General features: G+C 69.0%; 22 protein-coding genes. 12 read left to right on the top strand and 10 right to left on the bottom strand.

What is annotated here, in order from left to right; genetic code table 11:
- Positions 1–22 precede the first annotated feature (22 nt).
- The gene (locus B1L11_RS06110; RefSeq protein ID WP_079313566.1) at positions 23–454 is read left to right on the top strand and encodes a hypothetical protein; all 432 of its coding nucleotides are present in this window, start codon (positions 23–25) and stop codon (positions 452–454) included.
- A gap of 6 nt (positions 455–460) precedes the next feature.
- On the opposite strand, the gene B1L11_RS06115 is transcribed toward B1L11_RS06110, so the two are convergent.
- The 3 genes from B1L11_RS06115 to B1L11_RS06125 form a co-directional block, all read right to left on the bottom strand.
- Entirely contained in the window at positions 461–1189 is a 729-nt protein-coding gene (locus B1L11_RS06115; RefSeq protein WP_079313567.1) for a cyclopropane-fatty-acyl-phospholipid synthase family protein, read from the bottom strand.
- Between the two features lie 78 nt (positions 1190–1267).
- Positions 1268–1525, bottom strand: a complete 258-nt coding sequence (locus tag B1L11_RS06120) for a hypothetical protein (RefSeq protein ID WP_079313568.1) — start codon at positions 1523–1525, stop codon at positions 1268–1270.
- A complete protein-coding gene (locus B1L11_RS06125) occupies positions 1447–2490 on the bottom strand; it encodes a hypothetical protein (RefSeq protein WP_079313569.1) in 1044 nt (347 codons plus the stop codon). The genes B1L11_RS06120 and B1L11_RS06125 overlap by 79 nt, the downstream gene beginning before the upstream one ends.
- Before the next feature lie 529 nt (positions 2491–3019).
- Here B1L11_RS06125 and B1L11_RS49890 point away from each other — a divergent pair.
- The 3 genes from B1L11_RS49890 to pntB are packed head-to-tail and all read left to right on the top strand — an operon-like array spanning position 3020 to position 5996.
- Positions 3020–3955 carry a Re/Si-specific NAD(P)(+) transhydrogenase subunit alpha gene (locus B1L11_RS49890; protein WP_256862272.1) on the top strand — a complete coding sequence of 312 codons (936 nt, stop codon included), beginning with the start codon at positions 3020–3022 and terminating at the stop codon, positions 3953–3955.
- The gene (locus B1L11_RS49895) at positions 3856–4587 is read left to right on the top strand and encodes a proton-translocating transhydrogenase family protein (protein WP_256862273.1); all 732 of its coding nucleotides are present in this window, start codon (positions 3856–3858) and stop codon (positions 4585–4587) included. Before B1L11_RS49890 ends, B1L11_RS49895 begins: the two co-directional genes overlap by 100 nt.
- 2 nt (positions 4588–4589) lie before the next feature.
- On the top strand, positions 4590–5996 hold the full coding sequence (gene pntB / locus B1L11_RS06135) for a Re/Si-specific NAD(P)(+) transhydrogenase subunit beta (protein ID WP_079313570.1): 1407 nt from the start codon (positions 4590–4592) through the stop codon (positions 5994–5996).
- Between the two features lie 62 nt (positions 5997–6058).
- Here pntB and B1L11_RS06140 read toward each other — a convergent pair whose 3' ends face one another.
- Complete coding sequence (locus B1L11_RS06140; RefSeq protein WP_079313571.1) at positions 6059–6496, bottom strand: ester cyclase; 438 nt, start codon at positions 6494–6496, stop codon at positions 6059–6061.
- A gap of 187 nt (positions 6497–6683) precedes the next feature.
- On the opposite strand from B1L11_RS06140, the gene B1L11_RS06145 reads away from it, so the two are divergent.
- The 3 genes from B1L11_RS06145 to B1L11_RS06150 are packed head-to-tail and all read left to right on the top strand — an operon-like array spanning position 6684 to position 8526.
- The gene (locus B1L11_RS06145) at positions 6684–7247 is read left to right on the top strand and encodes a helix-turn-helix domain-containing protein (protein WP_079313572.1); all 564 of its coding nucleotides are present in this window, start codon (positions 6684–6686) and stop codon (positions 7245–7247) included.
- The gene (locus B1L11_RS54570; RefSeq protein ID WP_218670930.1) at positions 7244–7492 is read left to right on the top strand and encodes an MFS transporter; all 249 of its coding nucleotides are present in this window, start codon (positions 7244–7246) and stop codon (positions 7490–7492) included. The genes B1L11_RS06145 and B1L11_RS54570 overlap by 4 nt, the downstream gene beginning before the upstream one ends.
- The gene (locus tag B1L11_RS06150) at positions 7474–8526 is read left to right on the top strand and encodes an MFS transporter (protein ID WP_218670931.1); all 1053 of its coding nucleotides are present in this window, start codon (positions 7474–7476) and stop codon (positions 8524–8526) included. The genes B1L11_RS54570 and B1L11_RS06150 overlap by 19 nt, the downstream gene beginning before the upstream one ends.
- Positions 8527–8666: 140 nt before the next feature.
- Here B1L11_RS06150 and B1L11_RS06155 read toward each other — a convergent pair whose 3' ends face one another.
- Together B1L11_RS06155 and B1L11_RS06160 are read right to left on the bottom strand one after the other, a co-directional pair.
- Entirely contained in the window at positions 8667–9671 is a 1005-nt protein-coding gene (locus tag B1L11_RS06155) for a HEAT repeat domain-containing protein (protein ID WP_079313573.1), read from the bottom strand.
- 6 nt (positions 9672–9677) lie between these two features.
- Positions 9678–10346 carry a HEAT repeat domain-containing protein gene (locus tag B1L11_RS06160; protein ID WP_079313617.1) on the bottom strand — a complete coding sequence of 223 codons (669 nt, stop codon included), beginning with the start codon at positions 10344–10346 and terminating at the stop codon, positions 9678–9680.
- Between the two features lie 178 nt (positions 10347–10524).
- Between B1L11_RS06160 and B1L11_RS06165 the strand changes: the two genes are divergently transcribed.
- Positions 10525–11427, top strand: coding sequence for a VOC family protein (locus tag B1L11_RS06165; RefSeq protein ID WP_079313574.1), 903 nt, complete (start codon positions 10525–10527; stop codon positions 11425–11427).
- Between the two features lie 62 nt (positions 11428–11489).
- Here the strand turns inward: B1L11_RS06165 and B1L11_RS06170 are convergent, their stop codons facing one another.
- Together B1L11_RS06170 and B1L11_RS06175 are read right to left on the bottom strand one after the other, a co-directional pair.
- Entirely contained in the window at positions 11490–13307 is a 1818-nt protein-coding gene (locus B1L11_RS06170) for a tetratricopeptide repeat protein (RefSeq protein WP_079313575.1), read from the bottom strand.
- 246 nt (positions 13308–13553) lie between these two features.
- A complete protein-coding gene (locus B1L11_RS06175; RefSeq protein ID WP_143737029.1) occupies positions 13554–14153 on the bottom strand; it encodes a hypothetical protein in 600 nt (199 codons plus the stop codon).
- A 202-nt stretch (positions 14154–14355) separates the two neighbouring features.
- Here B1L11_RS06175 and B1L11_RS06180 point away from each other — a divergent pair, with 202 nt between their 5' ends.
- The 4 genes from B1L11_RS06180 to B1L11_RS44900 all read left to right on the top strand — a co-directional run bounded on the left by B1L11_RS06180 (position 14356) and on the right by B1L11_RS44900 (position 18239).
- The gene (locus B1L11_RS06180; RefSeq protein ID WP_256862280.1) at positions 14356–15579 is read left to right on the top strand and encodes a sensor histidine kinase; all 1224 of its coding nucleotides are present in this window, start codon (positions 14356–14358) and stop codon (positions 15577–15579) included.
- Positions 15576–16235 carry a response regulator transcription factor gene (locus B1L11_RS06185; RefSeq protein WP_079313578.1) on the top strand — a complete coding sequence of 220 codons (660 nt, stop codon included), beginning with the start codon at positions 15576–15578 and terminating at the stop codon, positions 16233–16235. Before B1L11_RS06180 ends, B1L11_RS06185 begins: the two co-directional genes overlap by 4 nt.
- A gap of 126 nt (positions 16236–16361) precedes the next feature.
- The gene (locus B1L11_RS06190) at positions 16362–16961 is read left to right on the top strand and encodes a hypothetical protein (RefSeq protein WP_079313579.1); all 600 of its coding nucleotides are present in this window, start codon (positions 16362–16364) and stop codon (positions 16959–16961) included.
- Positions 16962–17432: 471 nt separating this feature from the next.
- Complete coding sequence (locus B1L11_RS44900; RefSeq protein ID WP_143737030.1) at positions 17433–18239, top strand: hypothetical protein; 807 nt, start codon at positions 17433–17435, stop codon at positions 18237–18239.
- Between the two features lie 251 nt (positions 18240–18490).
- On the opposite strand, the gene B1L11_RS06195 is transcribed toward B1L11_RS44900, so the two are convergent.
- Both B1L11_RS06195 and B1L11_RS06200 read right to left on the bottom strand, forming a co-directional pair.
- Positions 18491–19672, bottom strand: a complete 1182-nt coding sequence (locus tag B1L11_RS06195) for an NAD(P)/FAD-dependent oxidoreductase (RefSeq protein ID WP_079313580.1) — start codon at positions 19670–19672, stop codon at positions 18491–18493.
- Between the two features lie 80 nt (positions 19673–19752).
- Positions 19753–20697: an RNA polymerase sigma-70 factor gene (locus B1L11_RS06200; RefSeq protein WP_079313581.1), complete on the bottom strand. Its 945-nt coding sequence runs from the start codon at positions 20695–20697 to the stop codon at positions 19753–19755.
- Positions 20698–20940 lie beyond the last annotated feature (243 nt).

Genomic DNA, 20940 nt, shown 5'->3' on the forward strand with positions numbered 1-20940 from the left:
GTGCGTTCTTCGAGGAGACGACATGTCCGCACCCGCCACCACACCCACCACCGTTCCCGCCGCTCGCCCGCTCTCGTCCGCGCTCGCCGCCGGCGTGGGCCTGCTGCTCGCCATGGACGTCGCCGGCGCGATCATCTCCCTGTCCGCCGGCCTCAGCCCGACGCTTCTCGACGCCCTCGGGCCGCAGGCGCGGCTGTCGGCGCCGATTCCGATGATGATCGCGCAGGTCCTGATGGTCATCGGCGCGACCCGGCGTCATCGCGGCGTCGCCGTCCCCGCCTCGGTCCTCCTGGTCATCGCCGGAGTGCTCGCCTTCATGTCCGGCTTCTACGACGGCGGCTACGCCGCCGACCTCACCGCGGGTCAGCGGGTCTTCCAGATCGCCCTCGTCACGGCCCACCTCGGAGTCGGCGTCCTGGCGGGATTCCGCCTGGTACGGCTGCTGCGCCGCTGACGAAGGTCAGACGCGCATGAGGAGCAGGGTGACGAAACCGAGAGCACCCCGGTAGCCGTTGAGCCACATGTCGCGGTGCTCCCTCATCACGGCGAGGGCCTGCTCACCGTCGGGTCCTGGATTGTCCGCGGCCCATCGCGCCAGCGTGCCGGTCCACGACCACTCGTACTCGTCCCACTCCGCCAGGTCGCTCACGTGGGCGTAGACGGTCAGCCACCCCTTGGATTCGGCGGACTCCACCGTGCCCGCGAGATCGGGATATTCGCCGATGGCGTCGGCGACCTCGGGAGCGGGAGGGCGCTCCCAGAACCCCTCCCCCACGAGGGCGAGGCCGCCGGGCCGTACGAACCGGGCGAGAGCCTCCATCGTCTCCGTCAGCCCGCCGAAGGCGTGCGTCGAGCCCACGCACAGCGCCAGGTCGTACGGCTGGGCGGCCGTGAACGCGTCGGCCGGCGTCGTGTGCAGCGTCAGCCGGTCGGCCAGCCCTCGCCTGACGGCCGCCTCGTTCGCGGCCGCCACGGCGTGCGGCGAGATGTCCACGCCGTCGGCGCGGGCGGACGGGACGAGTTCGAGCGCCCGGAGCGACCACTCGCCCTCGCCGCATCCCAGGTCGAGGACGCGGGCTCCCTCCGGCAGCGCGGCGCGGCGCAGCAGCCGATCGAGGTTGGCGGCCGAGACGGGCGCGGCGATGGGGTGGTCACGATGGGCGATGGCGCTGAGCAGTTGTCGATCCACCCCGCCATGCTTCCAAGACAGGCGAAGCGCCCGCATCCGGATTTCCGGCGGCCCCGGCCGTCGTCGCGCGGCGGCGGGTCAGCCGGTCCAGGAGCTGTTGAGGAAGGACATCATCATCGGCACCATGAGCGGCCCGATCACGGTCGCGTAGAGGACGATCGACCACCGGTGGCGGGCGCCCGCCCGGCCGATGAGCACCCACAGCGGCCACCACAGCAGCGCCGACCGGGGGATCGACATGTAGAACGTGGAGGTGATCAGCGCGCCCACCTGCAGCCCGACGTAGACGAACTCGGCCCAGCGGCGGGTGACGAGCAGCCAGACGAGCAGCAGCACCCCCACGATCGCCGCCGCGATCTCAAGGCGGAACATCGGCGCGAACCCGCCGTCGCCGCCGGTCGAGTCCCACGTGGTGCGGAACGCCTCCCAGGGCCAGACGAGTTTCCGCCCCCATCCGGTCTGCTGCGCGTTGTTCCAGGCCAGCCAGTCACCCGTACGGGAGTGCTGGTAGGCGGCGTACGTGAGGATCGGCGCGAACGGCAGCAGCAGCCAGGCCCCCGCCACCAGCCCGCCCAGCCGTCCCTCCGGATGCGGCTCACGACGAACTCGACGATCAGCGCGACGGCCAGGAACAGGCCGGTGATCCGTACGCAGGACGCCCCGGCGGCCAGGGCGCAGGCCAGCGGCCACGCGCGGCGGCGGGCCGCCAGCCAGGCGGGCAGCGCGAAGGCGAGGAAGAGCGCCTCGGAGTAGCCGGCGAACAGGAAGACGGCGGGGGGACACAGCAGCAGCGCCAGGACGGCCCAGCGTCCCGCGCCGGCGGGCCCCTCGAAATCGGCGAGCCGGGCCAGCGCCACCACGGCCACCGCGCCGGCCACGAACGAGATGATCAGCCCGGCCAGCGTCCAGTCGTCGACCACCAGGTGGACCAGCCGCAGCGCCAGCGGCAGGCCGGGGAAGAACGCCGGCAGCCCGGGATCGGGCTCCAGCTTCGGGTCGCCGTCGTAGCCGAACTCCGCGATCTTCCGGAACAGGTCGACGTCCCAGAACTTCCACCGCTCAAGCAGCGGGGCGTGGTTCTGCCCGGAGACGATCAGGATCCCGTAGACCGCCACGAGGAGCATGCCGGCCCTGGTGCCCACCCACAGCAGCAGCGCGTCCCGGACGGTGGCGCTGCGCCGCAGCGGTTCGGCGGCGACCCCGCCTTCGGGGGGACTCGCCTGCCCGGGAGCCTCCGTGTCCGGCCCCGTTCGTTCCCCGTGCTCGGGGTCGTGCTCAGCTTCCTCGACGAAAGCCGTCACGTGCCGTCTCCTCTCGCACCTGCCGGCCCTCGCCGCGGATGTCGTTCCGCCTCGAATCGGGGCCGTCCCCCGGATCGCCGCCCGCTCCCCTGCCGCCTGTTCCCCCGGGCCGTACGAAGCGAGCGGCGGCCGTGCTCATGATCGGCAATGATGTCAAGCGCCCGGCGTCCCGCGCCAGGGCGATTTCGGCGCCGCCCGCATGAGCCGCCGGTGAACTCGGGTTTCCGCCGGATAAGCCGGCATAAGCCGGTGTGGCGGATGAAAATTGCAGGGCCCGGGGAAACGGGAGATCCGAGGAGTCATGCCGTGGTGGGCAACTGCCGGCGGGTATCCCTTGATCCTTGTGCGGGAAAGTCGGGACAATTTCCCCGTTATTCGCCTCAAATCGCATCCATCCCTTTCACCGCCGCCCGTACGGCGGCGCGTGGCATGCCGCCGTGCCATACCACCGCGACCCACGAGTGAGCGGAGGACGGCGGCGACCTCAGGGTCGGCCAACCCGACGACCCTGCCGACAGAAAGGATCGTGATGAGTCACTCAGCGCAGCGCCTGGGCGTGGTCGCCGAATCGGCGCCGGGCGAGACACGCGTGGCGGCCACCCCGGCCACCGTCCCGCAGTTGGTCTCGCTCGGCTACGAGGTGATCGTCGAATCGGGCGCCGGCAGACGGTCGGGCTTCACGGACGACGCGTACGCCAGGGCCGGGGCGCGGATCGCCGGCCACGACGAGACGTGGGACGCCGACGTCGTGCTGAAGGTGAACGCGCCGACGCCGGACGAGATCGCGGCATTGCACGACGGCGCCATGCTCGTCTCCCTTATCGGCCCGGCGGCGAACGCCGACCTGGTGGACGCGCTCGCGCGACGGCCGATCACCGTGCTCGCGATGGACGCCGTGCCGCGCGTCTCCCGGGCGCAGGCGCTCGACGTGCTCAGCTCGATGGCGAACATCGCCGGATATCGCGCCGTCATCGAGGCGGCGCACGCGTTCGGGCGGCTCTTCACCGGCCAGGTGACCGCGGCGGGGAAGGTCCCTCCGGCCAAGGTCCTGGTGGCGGGCGCGGGCGTGGCCGGACTGGCGGCCATCGCCACGGCGACCAGCCTGGGCGCGGTCGTACGGGCGACCGACCCCCGTCCCGAGGTCGCCGAGCAGGTGCGCTCGCTGGGCGCGGAGTTCCTCGACGTCGGGGTCGCCCAGGAGGCGAGCACGGACGGGTACGCCCGGGAGACCTCCCGGGACTACGACCGCCGCGCCGCCGAGTTGTACGCCGAGCAGGCCGCCGACGTGGACATCGTCGTCACCACCGCCCTGATCCCCCGGGCGTCCCGCCCCCCCGGCTGCTCACGGCCGACCACGTGGCGCGCATGCGGCCGGGCAGCGTCATCGTCGACATGGCCGCCGCGCAGGGCGGGAACGTCGAAGGCACCCGTCCCGGGGAGGCGGTCGTCACCGGCAACGGCGTGACCATCATCGGCTACACCGACCTCGCGGGGCGGCTGCCGGCGCAGGCCTCGCAGCTCTACGGCACCAACGTCGTCAACCTGATGAAGCTGCTCACCCCCGGCAAGGACGGCCGGCTCGTGCTGGACTTCGACGACGTCGTGCAACGCGCGATGACCGTCGTCCGCGACGGCGAGAAGACCTGGCCGCCGCCGCCCGTGCCGGTGAGCGCGGCCACCGCCGCGCCCGCCGCCCCCTCGGCCCCGGTGCGGGGAACGGCGGCGGCTCCCGCCGGGAGACCGCCGTCCCCGCCCGGACGGCGGCGCCATCTGGTCACCGCCGCCGTCGCCGCCGCGCTGTTCCTCCTGACCGCCTTCTCCCCGAACGCGCTGATCGAGCACGTCACCGTCTTCGTCCTGTCGATCGTGATCGGCTACTACGTCATCGGCAACGTCCACCACGCGCTGCACACACCGCTGATGTCGATCACCAACGCCATCTCCGGGATCATCGTCGTCGGCGCGCTGCTCCAGATCGGCCAGGGCGACACGGTCGTCGCCGTCCTGTCGTTCGTCGCCATCCTGCTGGCGAGCGTCAACATCGTCGGCGGCTTCGCCGTGACCCGGCGCATGCTCGGCATGTTCACGAGGAGCTGACCGTGACCCTCGCCACGGCCGCGCAGGCCGCCTACATCGTCGCCGCCCTTCTGTTCATCCTCAGCCTCGCCGGCCTGTCCAAGCACGAGACCGCGCGCTCTGGCGTCGTACTTGGCGTCGCCGGCATGGTCATCGCGCTCGCCGCGACGGTCGTCCTCGCCGCGGACGGCGGTGAGGCCCTCGCGGTGGTCCTGCTCCTGGCCGCGATGGCGATCGGCGCCGCCATCGGGCTCTGGCGGGCCCGGATCGTCGAGATGACCGCCATGCCGGAACTGATCGCCGTACTGCACAGCTTCGTCGGTCTCGCCGCCGTCCTGGTCGGGTGGAACGGCTTCCTGGAGGTCGAGAACGGCGGCGGGGCGCAGGCGGAGGTCCCCGGCTCGCTGCTGGGCATTCACCACGCCGAGGTGTCCATCGGCGTGTTCATCGGGGCGCTCACCTTCACCGGGTCGGTCGTCGCGTTCCTCAAGCTGTCGGCCCGGATCGACTCCCGCCCGATGACGCTGCCGGGCAAGAACGCCCTGAACCTGGGCGCGCTCGCGGCGTTCGCGGTCCTGACCGTGCTCTTCGTGATCTCCCCGAACCTCGGGCTGCTCGTCGCGCTGACCGCCGTGGCGCTGCTGCTCGGCTGGCACCTGGTCGCCTCCATCGGCGGCGGGGACATGCCCGTCGTCGTCTCGATGCTGAACAGCTACTCGGGATGGGCGGCCGCGGCGTCCGGGTTCCTGCTCGACAACAACCTGCTGATCGTCACCGGTGCCCTCGTCGGCTCGTCCGGCGCCTACCTGTCGTACGTGATGTGCCAGGCGATGAACCGCTCGTTCATCTCCGTGATCGCCGGGGGTTTCGGCATCGAGGCGGGGCCCGCCGGCGACCACGACTACGGCGAGCACAGGGAGATCACCGCCGCCGAGACCGCCGACCTGCTCAAGGAGGCCAAGTCGGTCGTCATCACCCCCGGGTACGGCATGGCGGTCGCGCAGGCGCAGTATCCGGTCGCCGACCTCACCCGCAAGCTGCGGGAACGCGGCGTCGAGGTGCGCTTCGGCATCCATCCGGTCGCCGGCCGCCTGCCCGGTCACATGAACGTCCTGCTCGCCGAGGCCAAGGTGCCGTACGACATCGTCCTCGAAATGGACGAGATCAACGACGATTTCGCCACCACGTCGGTCGTCCTCGTCATCGGCGCCAACGACACCGTCAATCCGGGGGCCGTCGAGGACCCGGACAGCCCCATCGCCGGGATGCCCGTCCTGCGCGTGTGGGAGGCGGAGAACGTCGTCGTCTTCAAACGGTCGATGGCCACGGGATACGCCGGAGTGCAGAACCCGCTGTTCTTCCGGCACAACAGCAGGATGCTCTTCGGCGACGCCAGGCAACGCGTCGAGGAGATCGTCTCCGCACTCTGACGGCGGCCGGCCTGCCGACGAACGCCGTTTCCGGCCGGGAGGACGACGCCTCCCGGCCGCGGTCACCCGTACTCGAGCTTCGTCAATCCGAAGCCGAGTTGGCTGTAGAGCTCCAGCTGGTCGAAGTATTCGCGGTGGGTGACGATCTTGCTGTCCTCGACGAAGGTCGAGCAGGTGGCGCGGAGAGTGATGTGGCGGCCCGTTCCCTCTATCTCACTGCCGTCGGGCAGGAGGAAAGGCCCGGTGTGGGTGCCGGTATAGGTCCACTCCGTGACGGCGGGATTGTCACAGTCGCCGAGCTCGAACCAGGCCGTCGCGCGGAAGTCCGGAAACCCCGTGAAGAACTGCTCGTACACCCAGGTGATCTGGTCGTGTCCTTCCACCACGCCTGACGGCGCGACGTACACGGCGCCGCGGCTGTAGCAGGACAGGATTCCCGGCATGTCGTGAGCGTTGATCGCGTCGGCCAGCCGATGCTTGAGCTCCCAGAAAGTGGCCATGGGGTGCCCTCGGTTCAATCGAATCTCGGCTTTTCAATGTACGCAGCGAGTGGTCTCTCCCTGGTTCCCGGAGTGCCTTGCCTTGGCAAAACCGCCTACTTCCCCGAGCGGCCGTGACGGTCGCAGGACACACTCAGGAAATACAAGATCTGTTGCACAACAACTCTTGTACGCCTAGGGTGAGCGGGTGAATGATCGTCCAACGCGTGAAGTGCGCGACTCCAAGGTGCTCGCCGCGATGTCCCATCCGCTGCGCCGGCGGCTGCTCGACATCCTGCGGGTGGACGGGCCCTCGACGGTGTCGGTGCTCGCCGACAGGACCGGGCAGGCCGTCGGCAACATCAGCCACCACCTGAAGGTCCTCGCCGCGAGCGAACTCGTCGAGGAGGTCCCCGAGCTCGCGCGTGACCGCCGGGAACGCTGGTGGCGCAGGTCGCCGGAGGTTCTCAGCTGGTCGGCGTCGGACTTCCCCGACGATCCCGTGGCCGCGGCGGCGGAATCGCTCGTCCTTGACCGGCAGACCGCCCTCGTACGGCAGTGGTTCGCCGAGCGCGACGGCTACCCGGAGGCGTGGCGGCGAGCGGCGTTCACCACCGACCACTGGGCGAGGCTGTCGGTCACCGAGCTCGCCGAACTGGAAGAGAAGATCTTCGCCCTGTTCGCCTCGCTGGCCGACCGGGAAGTCCCCGACGACGGGCAGGAGCGCAAGCTGGTCTTCCTGACCGTCCGCGCCGTACCGGGCCGGCCGTGACCACGACGCCGGTGGTCCGGGGCGGTCCGCTGGGGACGCGCGACTTCCGGCTCCTGTGGATCGGCGAGACGACGAGCGTGCTCGGCAGTTCCGTCGGCGGGGTGGCGCTTCCGCTGGTCGCCGTGGTGACACTGCACGCGAGCCCGCTCACCGTCGGGCTGCTGACCGCGGCCGCCTGGCTGCCGTGGCTGCTGGTCGGACTGCCGCCGGCGCATGGGTGGACCGGATGCCGAAACGGCCGGTGATGCTGGTGTGCAACATCGTGTCCATGATGGTGTTCGCGAGCGTGCCGATCGTGGCATGGTCCGGCGCGCTGACGACGTCGCACCTGCTCGCGGTGGCCACGGCGGGCGGGGCGGCGAAGGTGTTCTTCACCCTCGCCTACCGCGCGTACCTGCCCATGCTGGTCGAGAGCCGGCGGCTGCTGGAAGCCAACGCCAAGCTCCAGGGCGGCGAATCGGCCGCGCAGATCGCCGGTCCCGGGCTGGCGGGGCTGCTCGCGCAATGGTTCGGCGCGGTCAGCGGCGTGCTGGCCGACGCGGTCAGCTTCGCGATCGCCGTGCTGTGCCTGCGCTCCGTGGGCACGCGCGAGACCCGCCGGGAGAGTCCGGCGCGACCGCGGCTGCGCGCGGAGATCCTCGACGGGCTGCGGTTCGTCGTCCGCGACCCATACCTGCGCACCCTCACGGCCTTCGGCGCGATGTCCAACATCGCCCTGGTGGGCTACTCCTCGATCCAGGTGGTGTTCCTCACCCGGGATCTCGGCGCCGGGGCAGGACAGGTGGGTGTCGTGCTGGCGGTGGCAAGCTCGGGCGGCCTGTTCGGCGCCGCGCTGTCCGGGCGGATGGCCGCGCGGTTCGGAACGGCACGGGGATTCCTGCTGTGCGAGGCGCTCGCCGCACCGATGGCCCTGCTCGGGCCGATCGGCAGCGGCGGCACGGGACTGACGCTCTTCACCGCCGCAGGCTTCGGCACCGGCCTGGGCATCGTGGCGTCGAACATCCTGACGAGCACCTTCCGCCAGCGCTACTGCCCGGCCGAACTGTTCGGACGGATCACCGCGAGCGCCTCGGCCCTGAACTACGGCGCGATCCCCCTCGGCGGGCTGCTCGGCGGCCTGCTGGGCGATGCGATCGGCGTACGCGAGACCTTGGAGCTGATGGCCGTCATCCAGCTCTTCTCGGTCGCCATCCTGCTGCTGGGCCCATTCCGCCGCCTACGCGACTTCCCCGCCCTCCCTCGTCCTGTCGACCATGCCGCACCGGTCGCACCGAGATGATCAGAAGCGCGCCCTGGGCTCGTTGCCGGACATGCCGCTCGTACAGATCACGGAGGCGTCGGCGCTGGATGGTCGAGCAGGCCGCGGCGGCAGGGCACCCGCTGGAGCGCTTCCTGTCGCCTCCGGTTGCGGAGCCACCTTCATCGTGCGTCGCGGAGCTTGAGAATGTATGTGGCGGTAAGCGCAACGGCACGGTCGTCGTCGTTCGACAGATCTGCGAGGGCACGCGACGCCGTGATCCCCGGGATGTCCGCGAGCGCCTGTGTCAGCCGTCGACGTGCGGACGATTCGACGCCGCCGTGGGCGAGGCGGTCGACGAGCCCGGTAGCGATCTGATCGGCCAGGTCGGCATCACTCGCCAGCGCGCCCAGTGCGTCGGCCGCATCGACGTCGTTCGCCCCCTCGACGATCATGTCGATGAGCGCCGGGACCGCGTCGGCCACTCCACGTGCCCCGAGCGCCAGAGCCGCACACCTGCGAACCACGACGTCGGAGTTCGCGAGGGCGTGCCGCAGCAGTGCGGTGGCCGCACCGTCCGGAATCTCGGCGATGGACTGGACGGCACGTTTCCGCACCTCGGCTACCGGTGACTCGAGTCCCTCCGCCAGCAGCGGCACTCCGCTGTCGCCCGATTGCGCCAGAGCCCATCGAAGGGCTCCGGCGACGTTCGGGTCCGTCTCGCTCAGCGCCGCCTCGACCAGGGCTTCCACCGGCGCCGGAACCTCTTCGACCGCGGACAAGGCCGCGCGCTGGCGCTTCCCCGCGCTCTCCGACCCCAAGGCCTGGAGGAGTGCCACGATCCGGAGGACGTCCTCCCAGTCGGCGGGTTCCGCGGCACCGATCCGACGCAGCCGCGTGAGCAGTTCCGTCTCGGCCGCGATCCGTTCTCGCGTCTGGCGGATGAGATCGGCGACGAGCTCCGAGGGCGTGAAGCCGGGGTCGTCCAGCGCGCGCCCGACTTCACGCAGCGACAGCCCCAATGACCGCAGGCTCTCGATATGGAAGACTCGCCGGATGTCCTCGCTGGAGTACTCCCGGTAGCCGGCCTCGGTACGACCCGTTGGCCGCACCAGGCCGAGCGATTCGTAATGCCTGAGCATCCGGGCGCTGACCCCGGACCGTCGTGCCACATCACCGATCAACACCGCCTGTCACCCCTCCTGGCCGGCCGTGCCGAGGACCGCGACGCGCTTCGCCTCCTCGATCGCGTACTCGAATCCCGCATCCGGGTTGCGCAACAGCCGTTCCGTGGCGATCGCGTGCTGACGCACACGAGGGTCGCGATTCGTCATCGCGGCGCGCAGAGTCGGCATGATCACCTCACCGAGCGCGATGAGCGCCCGGCTGAGGCTCAACTGCGTCTCACGCTCGCCGCGTCCGAGCTGCGTCGCCAACACCCCGGCCAATTCGGATTCTTCACCTTCCGGCGCGAGTACGACCGCTGCCCGCCAGGCACTCCGCGCCACCTCGTCGTCGGCGTCGGTGAGCAGCTCCCGCGTGATCGCCGGCCATGCCCGCCGATCCCCGATCTTGGACAGCGTGTGCAACGCCTGGCTTCGCGCCTGCGCACGCTCCGAGCGAAGTTCGTCGATGAGCTTCGGAACCGTCATCGATGACGAGTGACGGGTGAGCGCCCAGGTAAGCATGTCGCGCACGTAGAAATCGGGCTCGATCGCGCACCGTTCGATGAGCTTGTCGATGAACCGCGGGTCCGGGGCCGTGCCGACCGCCAGCACTGCCTGCAGCCGCACCGACGAGCTGCTGTTCTCAAGCCCTTGAAGAACTCGCGACGTGTTCGTGTCCTCTTCTGGCGTGGTCATCGGGATCACCTCCGTGGCCACAGTGAAGGCCTTGTCACTGTGTCAAGGTCAAGCGGGGCCACGCCGTGACATGTCGGGGCACCCTCGGCGAGCCGACGGTCACGGCGGCGCGGGCGCCGCCGCCTGATCCCTGTCTGGACCCGCGTCGGTCTCACCCGCCGGTGTATACAAGGCGAATATGACAGCGGATACCTTCACGGATTCGACAGCATTCCTCGCCTCCAAGGGCGCCGCCGAGATCCCTCACCCCGGCGGCACGCTCCTGGAGCACCTGCACCGCGTCGCTGCCCAGCTCGAGGACTGGGACGCGCCTGAAGAGGTGCGACTCGCCGGTCTGTGTCACGCGGCCTACGGCACGGACGGCTTCGACCACCGGCTCCTCGACCTCGCCGACCGGGCCGTGCTGGCCGCGGTGATCGGGGCCCCGGCCGAGGCGCTGGTGTATCTCTACGCCTCCTGCGACCGCGCAGCCACCTACCCCGCCCTGCGCTTCGCAGACCGCTTCACGGGCCGGCCGGTGGACCCTTCCGACGCCGAACTCCGGGCGTTCATCCTGATCACGGCCGCGAACGAGATCGACGTCGCCCGGCACAACGCGGACATCCGCGCGGAACACGGGCCCGCGCTTCACGCGTTCTTCGCCCGTAACCGGCACCTCCTGCCACCGGTCGCCTGGGAGTCCGTCAAGGAGACCTTCGCCGTCCGCATCGCGAGCCTCGATCACCTGGTCCTGACCGTGGCCGACATCCCCCGGACGATCGACTTCTATCGGGACGCCCTCGGAATGGAGCCGGTGACCTTCAGTGGGGGCCGCCACGCGCTCGCCTTCGGTTCCAGCAAGATCAACCTGCACCGGGCCGGGCACGAGATCCGGCCGCACGCCCTCCGCCCAGTGCCAGGCAGCGCCGACCTCTGCCTGATCACCCACTCACCCCTGGATCAGGTGGCCGCGCATCTGAACGCCGTGGGCGTGCCCATCGAAGAGGGTCCGGTCCCCAGGACCGGCGCGCTCGGCCCGATCACCAGCCTGTACATCCGCGACCCGGACCACAACCTCATCGAGATCTCCAACTACGACTGAGGACGTAGCCGAGTGAGCCCGCGCTGGGCGAGGTCTCGAGGAGACGCGCCGGGGCCACCCGGTCAACGGGGGCAGCGGTCGTCGGCGAGGGATCTGTTCGCATCGGGATTCCCGAGGGACACCGCCGCGTTCCAGTCGGCGCAGGCGGCGCCGGTGTCGCCCAGCCGGGATTCGGCCACTCCACGCTGGTAATAGGCGTCGGCGTATTGCGCAATCAGTCCGATCGCCGCGTTCAGATCGGATATCGCCCCGCGCGGGTTGCCCAGCGCAATCCCGGCCACTCCCCGGGAGTAGTAGGCCTCTGCCAGCTGCGGGTCATAGGCGATGGCCGTGGAGAGGTCCGCGTACGCGCCCGAGTAATCGCCCAGAGCGATTTTGGTCTTACCGCGCTCGCTGTAGGCGGCGGGGAAGGTCGGAAGCCGCGACACCTCGTAGTCGAGCTCGCCGAGTGCCCCGATGTAGTCGCGGTCGTGGTACTTGATCAGGCCGAGGTAATGGTGCGCCAGGACGAAGTCCGGGTCGAGGGCGACGGTGCGCTCGAAATCCGATGTGGCGCCGGTGTGGTTTCCGTCGCGGAACCTGGCGATGCCCCGGCTGTTGTACGTGAACGCAACGCCGGGCTCTTTGGCGATGGCGTCGCTCATGATGGTTTCCGTATTCTGCCAGGCCGTGTTCCGGATGACGGTCAGCGTGGCGAAGAGGATCACGAACACCGCCGTCGCCCCGATCGCGCCGACACGCAGCCTGCGATCAGGGTGCCGGAGCGCTGTGTCCGCGAAATGTCCGGCGATGAGGAAGAGGCCGAGATACGGCAGGTACGCATATCTGTTCGCGTGGTAGCCGTCGATGAGGAGAACGGCCTGGGTCGGCGCGATGGTGACCGCGAAGAACCCGAGTCCGAAGACGACGATTCCGCGAGCTCGCCTCACGAGCAACAAAGCGGCGGTCCCGGCCGCGAGCGCGAACGGGAGAAGGTAGAGGTACCAGGGAAAGGGCGTGTGGGGGTACTCGTAGGCGAGGGACAGGTGGAATGGGAAGATCGCCTGCACCAGATGGTTGACCAACGCCGAGCAGGTCAGGAGAACCCGGTCGGCAAGGGTGTACCCGTGCTGCGGGATCACATCCTGCCGTACGTTCAGCGCGACGAGAACCGTGATCGCGGCGACGACGAGAAACGGGATCTTCTCCAGGAACAGTCGCCGGTTCGGCCTGCGGCCCTGCACGTGGTCCACCAGGAACAACACCAGGGGAAGCGCGACGGCGGTCGACTTGGAAAGCGCGGCCAGCCCGAACAGGACCAGGGACCAGGCCAACGGCTGCCAGCGCTGTGACGTGGTGTAACGCAGGTAGACCAGAAGCGCGGCCAGTGAGAAGAGCGTGGCCAGCAGGTTGCTGCGGGCGGAGATCCAGGCGACCGTGTCGGCGTTCACGGGATGGATCGCGAACGCCGTCGCGACGAAGCAGGCCAGGAAGGCACGCTCGGTGAGCCGGCGGAACAGCAGGAACACCAGCACCACATTGGCCAGGTGCAGTATCAGGTTCGTGAAGTGGTACATGCCGATCGCGCCGTGTCCGAACAGATAGTCGATCGCGTACGACACGTACACCAGCGGCGTATACATGAACTGCAGCGGCGTGGTGAACCAGTGGCCGATGTTGGCCCCGCTGAACTCCCGGATGGAGACGTTGTCCACCACGCCTTCGGGATCGTCGAAATAGATGAAACCGTTGCCGAGGCCGTTGGCGTGGACGGCGAAGGCTCCCGCGACGATCAGGAACAGAATCTGCCATTGCAGGGAAGGATTCCGCGTTCCGGTCGCAGGTCTGCGCGCGGCGGCATAACGAGCACCGCGGCGAACGGCCGGGCGAGCGGGCGTCATCACACGCCTCCAGTGAGCGTCGTCGCTGTCGGGCGTCCCAATCCCACCGGCGCTCTTTCGCCGGCTTTCCGGTTGTCCGCGACGCGGCCGTACCCTTCACGGCGCGCATTCACCGGGAGTGGCGGACCGTCTCGGACTGTACGCCCGCACTGATCGGATCCGATACCGACCGCGGCCCTCGTCGTCCCGCAGAGGGGCCTGATCAGGCGAGCTTGTCCAAGGCGGCGAGGTCGCCGTCTGAAACGATCAGACCGCGGTACGGTCCGGCCGCCCTCGCAAGGCGACGATGCCGATGGCGAACAGCGCCGCGAAGAAGACGAGGTCCGGCACCAGGAACCAGGCCCCGGGCAGCCCGAGGGCGCCGAGGAGGCACGAGACGATCAGCGCGACCCCGATCCACCACGGCAGCGTCCGCGCCCTCAGCACGGCGATGCCGAGGCAGATCGAGCCGACGACCAGCGCCAGGAGCGCGACACCCTCGAATACCGCGAAGCCCGCCGGTTCCTCCGCGGGGATGCCGCCGTGGCCGACCAGATAGGGCTTGACGAAGGCCTCAGTTGTGCCCTCGCCGACATTGAGCATCACCAGCGCGGCGAACACGCCGACGTAGCCGGCGATGTGCAGCTTCGGCGCGCGCCCGGCGAAGGTCAGGATCACCGGCAGCCCCAGCGCGATGACGACGTCCCCGACCAGTGCGATCCCCTCGAACAGCGGCCAGTTCTGGTAGCGGAACACCTCCTCGCCGCTGCCCGGCGCGAGCAGGTTGGCGGCGAGGTAGCCCGCCGCCGCGACGATCGTGCCGACGATGAGCGCCCATCCGGCGAGACGTCTCACGTTCACGGTCATGGTCTCCTCCATGGTGTGCAGCGCCAGGCGCTGTGCGCGATGCCGTCCGTCGGCGGCGCGTCCTCAGCGTCGGTCCCGCGCACCCGCGGCGTCGTCGTACGGGGGTCGGCGCCGGTTCATACCCCGGTCGCGAACCACGCTGCCGGAAATGCGACCTCCGGATGACGTCACGCGAGCGTGCCCGCAGTAACTTGCGGGTGTGATGGACGTGACAAACCCGGTCCAGCCCCGGGCGGAGTCGCCGGCGCGTGCGTGGCTGCGGCACAGGCCCGCCGGGCTGCTCCCCGACGCGCTGCTCGCCCTTGCGATCACCGGCTTCGCCCAGGCCGACCTCGCGTTCCATCTCGACAACTCGACGCCGTACGGCCCGATGCCGGCCGTGGTCGTCTCCACGCTGGTGGCGACCTCGATCCTGGCGTTGCGCCGGGTGACGCCGCTCGCCACCGCCGTGATCGTCGCGGTCGCGATCGCCGGGCCGATGCTGGCGACGCCGCTGACGGTCACACTGTGGGGCGACTTCCTGCCCATCCTGGTCGCCACCTACTCGGTGGCCCGGCACAGCGTGTCGGCACGGGCCTTCATCGGCGTGGCGGCCGTCGGCGCCGGCCTGGTCGTGGTGTTCCTGCGCAACCCGGAGTCCGGCACCGTCGGCAACATCCCGTTCGTCGCGGTGCCCTTGGCGGTGTGCTTCGTCGCCGGCCGGGTGCTGCGTGCCCGCGCCCGCAGCCACTCCGACGACCGCGCCCGGGCCCGGCAACTGGAGGCCGAGCGCGAGGAAGCGATCCGAGTCGCGCTTGCCGACGAGCGCGCCCGCATCGCGCGCGAGTTGCACGACATCGTCGCCCACTGCGTCAGCGTCATGGTGGTCCAAGCGGGCGCCGCCGAGGACCTGCTCGACCGCGACCCGCAGAAGGCGCGAGCACCGCTGCGCTCGATCCAGGAGACCGGACGGCAGGCCGTCGGCGAACTCGGGCGCATGCTCGGCCTGCTACGCGGGGAACGGGCCCAGCTCGAGCTCAAGCCGCAGCCGGGCACGGCCGACCTGGCCGAACTGGTCGACCACATGGCCACGATCGGCCTGCCGGTCGAGCTCACCGTGGAGGGTTCGGGCCGCCCCCTCCCACCCGGCCTGGACCTGACCGTCTACCGGATCGTGCAGGAGGCGCTCACCAACGTGCTGAAACACGCCGCTCCGACCACCGCGCACGTCAGGTTGCACTACGACGATCAGTCCGTACGGGTGAGCATCCGCGACACCGGGCGAACAGACGGATCGGGCGGAGCCGACACCGACCGCGTCGGGCACGGCCTGATCGGGATGCGCGAACGGGTCGGGCTCTACGGTGGTTCGCTCGAGACAGCGGGCACGCCCGGCGGCGGCTTCACCGTGACGGCGCAGTTGCCGCTGGAGGCGGGCCAGCGATGATCAGGGTTTTGCTCGTCGACGACCAAGCCCTCGTACGCGGCGGTTTCCGCTCGATCCTGGAGGGTCAGGACGACATCGAGGTGGTCGGCGAGGCGGTCGACGGCATCGAGGCCATCGACCGGGGGTCCGTGCTGCAGCCCGACGTCATCCTCATGGACATCCGCATGCCCCGCCTGGACGGCATCGAGGCGACGCGCCACCTGCTGAACCGCGGCCACTGCCGGGCGCGCATCCTCATGCTCACGACATTCGACGAGGATGAGTACGTCTACCAGGCGCTGCGGGCCGGGGCGAGCGGCTTCCTGCTCAAGAGCGCACCACCGCGCGAGCTGGCCGGAGCCGTCCGTACGGTCGCCGCGGGCGAGGCACTACTGGCACCGGAGATCACCCGGCGGATGATCGAGGACTACGTCCGCCGCCCACGGCCGGGCTCCGGCCACCCGGCCGGGCTCGAGACGCTGACGCCGCGCGAACTCGAGGTACTGAGGCTCATCGCCCGAGGCCGCTCCAACGCAGAGATCGCCGCGGAACTCTACCTCAGCAAGCCGACGGTCAAGACCCACGTCACCCGCATCCTCGCCAAGCTGGGTCTCCGCGACCGAGTCCAGGCCGTGGTCTTCGCCTACGAATGCGGTCTCGTCCACCCCGGCCACTGACCCACTGCGCCGAAGAGGCCAACCCCCGCGTCGACCGGCGACGTCCGCTGCGGCGGCCGAATGGTGGCGACGTAATCGGTCGGCGCACGCGGAAGCGGCCCACCTGAAGAGTGGCCAGGAATATAGATGGCTCAGTTGTCGGTGTCGAGCGATGCTGTACCGGTGTCGTCGTTGCTGACCGCGGTGAGATATGAGCGGACGACTGCCCTGTTGCGAGGCAGACGCATCCGAAGAGTCGTCTACTACCCATTGACAGGCGGGGAAGACGGCCGCCATGTCGAGGACTGGGACTTCGGGCCCTGGCACCAGCCGACGATGGGCGTCGAGCTGTTCACCGACGATGGCGCTTGCTTTTCAGCTGTATGGGGAAGCAACTTCGACCACTACGGGCTTGAGCTCTTCCCTGAGCCGATGACCGCTCATCTGCGCCTGATCGGAGAGCCGTACGGGTCAGCTCCGGTGGAAGTGACCGACCACCCGCGCTGGTCGAGCCTGGTCGACAGGAAACTGACCTGCGTTGACATTGCCTGGTCCGAAGACCCTGAGCGCGGCAACCGGGTGCCGGACGCGATCCGGTTGTGCTCACGAGAGAGGGCAGTGTGGATTGCCGCCGGCCGACCGGCGGACTGGCCACCAGGCGAGGTCTACTACCTCGGTACCGACGACGTGATGGTCGTCTTCACCGCCGAGTTCGCGGCCAAGGTAGGCATTCCTGTTGTCCGCTGATTCGTTCGGCCGAGCGCAGTCACGCCACGCGACAACCGGCCCGGCGAGGCGGACGACACGATCCGTCTTGCCCGAACCGCGGCCCTCGCCATGGGACGCGACCCGACGCCGGATGAAGACTTCTGCCGCGATTCTCCGGCGCCCCAGGTCGTATGTTCACGCGAGGTGCCGTGACTGATCCGTCGTGGTACACATGGGGAATTCGGCAGCGTTAGCCCATTCCGTCCATTGAGAGGGTGCATGGCCGCAGGGAGGCGATGGATCTGGGGCGTACTGGTCGCGATCGCGGCCGTTGCCGTCCTGACCGGTTGTTCCTCGACCGCGACCATTGCGGAGATCCCATGGCCGCAGCCGACTTGGCATCCCGAGACGGGCCCCGATTCGCATTTCGCAGCCGACGATCTTTGTCCGAAGGGTCGGGGGCCGAGAGGCCTGGATTGTCGCTCGAAAGCTCCCGGATACAAGGCGTGCATGAAGCGGCATCCGGTGAAAAATTCGGCCATGCTGTGTCAGCAAGCGCTTGTCGTACGAATTGAATGCCGTTTCGGAGAACGAGCCATCTTTCACAGCGGACAGGACTGTGCCTCGTCGTTCGATTCTTACATCTCATGCCGCACGGGAACTCCGAAGCGGTCTGATGACGTGTGCGCCGGAGGCGAGAGAGAGTTCCTGCGCTGTCCGGGCAACTTTGATCCGGCCAGCGATTTCAACTGCGTGAAGGCGCGAGACGCCTACTACGATTGTCGCGGCGACACGCGAGGCGATGACATAATTTGTGCAACGTATATCGAGGTTGTCAGTGTGTGTCGCACACTGCGCGTGAACTGCTCCGACCTTCGCGACAAGTACCTCACTTGCACGACCGAATGGCCATCCCCCAACGAGTGCGCATTCGGGTTGAACATGAGAGTCAATTGCTTACGCGATCTCCACGCCGGCATCTTCCTGCAGATCGCAACATGCGACTCCATATGGAGTGATCACCTCAGAGATTGCGCTGGCATCAAGGGATTGAACGTCGACAGCTCTACGCCCTGCACACACGCCGCCAACTGGAATGAAGCGAGCTATTCGATCTGCGAAAAGCATGGCGACTCCGCCGAGACGGTTGGCGTGGATTATGTGAACCCGAAGGACCGCAATAATGACCGGTTGCCGGTTTGCTGGGCACCTCAGAGCGAGAAGCACCATGTGGAGGAGGAGGCCGAACACGCCATAGGTGGAAGGAGTGTCCGCGTCATACACCGCTTCGGCGATACCCGCTACGAATCCATGTGATCACTAGAGAGGCTTGATGGCTGGGGTTACGGGGTCGAAAGTCCAGTCCGACCTCGGCGAGCAAGCCGGTGACGGCACGAGCAACGGTCCCTCCGCCTGGCGGAGCAGCTTGAGACAGGTGGTGCTTTCGAGGTGTGGCCTGAGTTCCGCATCGGACGCAGCCGCATCAGCGACAGGGGACGCCCGAGCAGTTCGCTCGTATGCAGCGGGCGGGCGAGCGGGCAACCACGCTCGCCCGGCGACGCTCTTCGTCATGACCGCGTGAGGGGTCGGGTCTCCACTGCGCCGGTGACCGCGAGGTGGCGGCGGCGGCTCGGCATCATCATGGTCGGATGGGAGACGCTCCAGGCCGCGCTAGCGCAGATCATCTCCTTGATGCGGGCGGCGGTCCGGCCCGTGAAGACGGTGGACGTGACCTGATCGTCGGGGGTCACGCGCTGGATGATTCCATCGCGGCGTCCGAGGCTGATGCACTGCAGGGAGTAGCCGATCGTGGTCTCGGGAACCTTGCGGCCAGTCAAGCGCGCGGCGATGACGTCGGCTGCCAGCCACGCCATCGGGTTCGCCGAGGCGCAGGACATCCGCAGCGGCTTGCCACCCGCGCCCATGGCGAGCGCGGCGTCGCCGACGGCGTACACATCGGGGTGCGAGACCGATCGCATGCTGGCGTCGACGACGATCCGGCCTGTGTCGGACACCTCAAGGGTGGTGGCGGCCGCGATCGGGTGCACGGTGAAACCTGCGGTCCACACGGTCACCTGGGCCCGGATCTTGCTGCCTGTACCGGTGACCGCGCCGTCCGGTTCGACGCGCGTGATGTCGACGTGGTCGTGGACCGTGATGCCGAGCCGGTCCAAGGCGCCGCGCAAGTGGCGCTGGGCCTTGTCGCTGAGCCAGCCGCCGACGCGACCGCGGGCGGCGATCGCGACCTCAAGGTCCGGGTGGGCTTCGGCGATCTCGGTGGCCGCCTCGATGCCGGTCAGGCCGCCGCCCACGATCAGCACGGTCCCACCGGGCTTCACCTCGCTCAGGCGCGCCCGCAGTCGGAGAGCGGCCTGCTTGCCGGCCACGTTGTAGGCGTGCTCGGCGACACCAGGGACGCCGTGATCGGCGATGGCGCTGCCCAGGGCGTACACGAGGGTGTCATAGGCGAGGGTCTCACCGTCGAGATCGACGGTCTTGCCTTCCACATCGACAGCGGTGACCCGCGCGATCCGGACCTGTACGCCGGTGCCCGCGTAGAGGTCGCGCAGTGCGCGAGGCTGCAGATCCTGCCCGCTCGCGAGCTGGTGCATGCGCACCCGTTCGACGAACTCCGGATCGCCGTTGACCAGGGTGATCTCGACGTCGTCGCGGTGCAGCCGCTTGGCGAGGCGACCGGCGGTGTTGGCTCCGGCGTACCCGCCTCCCAGGACGACGATGCGGTGCTTCATGGCTCGCTCCTATCTGGTTGCTTTCACCTCCTGAACCGGACAGGCGCGCGATCCCTGACAGGGACCAAATGTGATGTGGGTCACCAACTCGCCGGGAGCGGGCGATGAGGTCCAGCGGCCGCCCACTGGCGCGCGATGCGCTGAAGTTTGTCGGGGTTGACCTGGATGTGGATCGAGGCGAGGCCTTCGGGGGTCGCATCGAGGCAGAGCACGCCGATGATCTGCTCGCCGACCTCGACCAGCACGGCAGGACCGCCGTTGACGACGACAGCGTAGAAAACGGGATCGCCGCCCACGAGGGCTCGTTTGGAGTCGCTCCGCTGGAACATGCCACGCAGGTACTGGGCGATGCCCATCGCTCCGATGATCGGGGTCCTGCGAGCGACGACCTTACCGCCGCCGTCGGCCACGCTGACCGCGTCGTCGGCGAGCAGCCGAATCAGTGGCTCGGTGTCGCCGCTGAGGGCCGCGGCGAGAAACTCCTCGACGATCTTCCGCGCGGCGACCGCATCAATCTCCGTACGGGATCGTTCGACAGCCAGATGCTGCCTGGCACGCCGGTAGATCTGCTGGCAGTTCGACTCGGTGATGTCCAGAATCTCCGCGATCTCGCGGTGCGCGTACCCGAACGCCTCGCGCAGCACATACACGACGCGCTCATTGGGTGACAGCCGCTCCATAAGGGTGAGCATCGCCATGGAGACCGACTCACGCTGCTCGAAAGTGTCGGCGGGGCCGAGCATCCGATCTCCGTCCAGCACCGGCTCAGGAAGCCACTGCCCCACGTAGGTCTCCCGCCTGGCCCGCGCCGAGGTGAGCTGGTTGAGGCAGAGATTGGTGAGCACCTTCGTCAGCCACGCTTCGGGCGTCTCGATCCGTTCCCGGTCCGCCGCATGCCAGCGCAGGTACGTATCCTGCACCGCGTCCTCCGCATCACCGGCCGATCCCAGCAGCCGGTAGGCGATCGCCTCCAAACGGCCCCTGGAGCTCTCGAACAGATCGGCCTCGTGCGTGCGGAGCGACATTGCCCCATGATCGGGCATGCGCGCAGGTCGCGTCCACACCGTGCCAGATACCGCAAGGCATCGTCCGGCAGGGCCGCGATCTGTTCTTGAGCGAGAGGATCGGGCTCGACGATCGAGTACGCCTACCGCTCGATCCCGCGCTCCGCCAGCAGCTGGCGCCACGCCATGCCACCCCGAGGAATCGGTTTGCCGGCTTCGGCCAGTTCCTGGACGTGGGCAGCCCCGCTCGTAGACATCTATGCG

The sequence above is a fragment of the Microbispora sp. GKU 823 genome (assembly GCF_002027145.1).
Lineage (GTDB): Bacteria > Actinomycetota > Actinomycetes > Streptosporangiales > Streptosporangiaceae > Microbispora > Microbispora siamensis.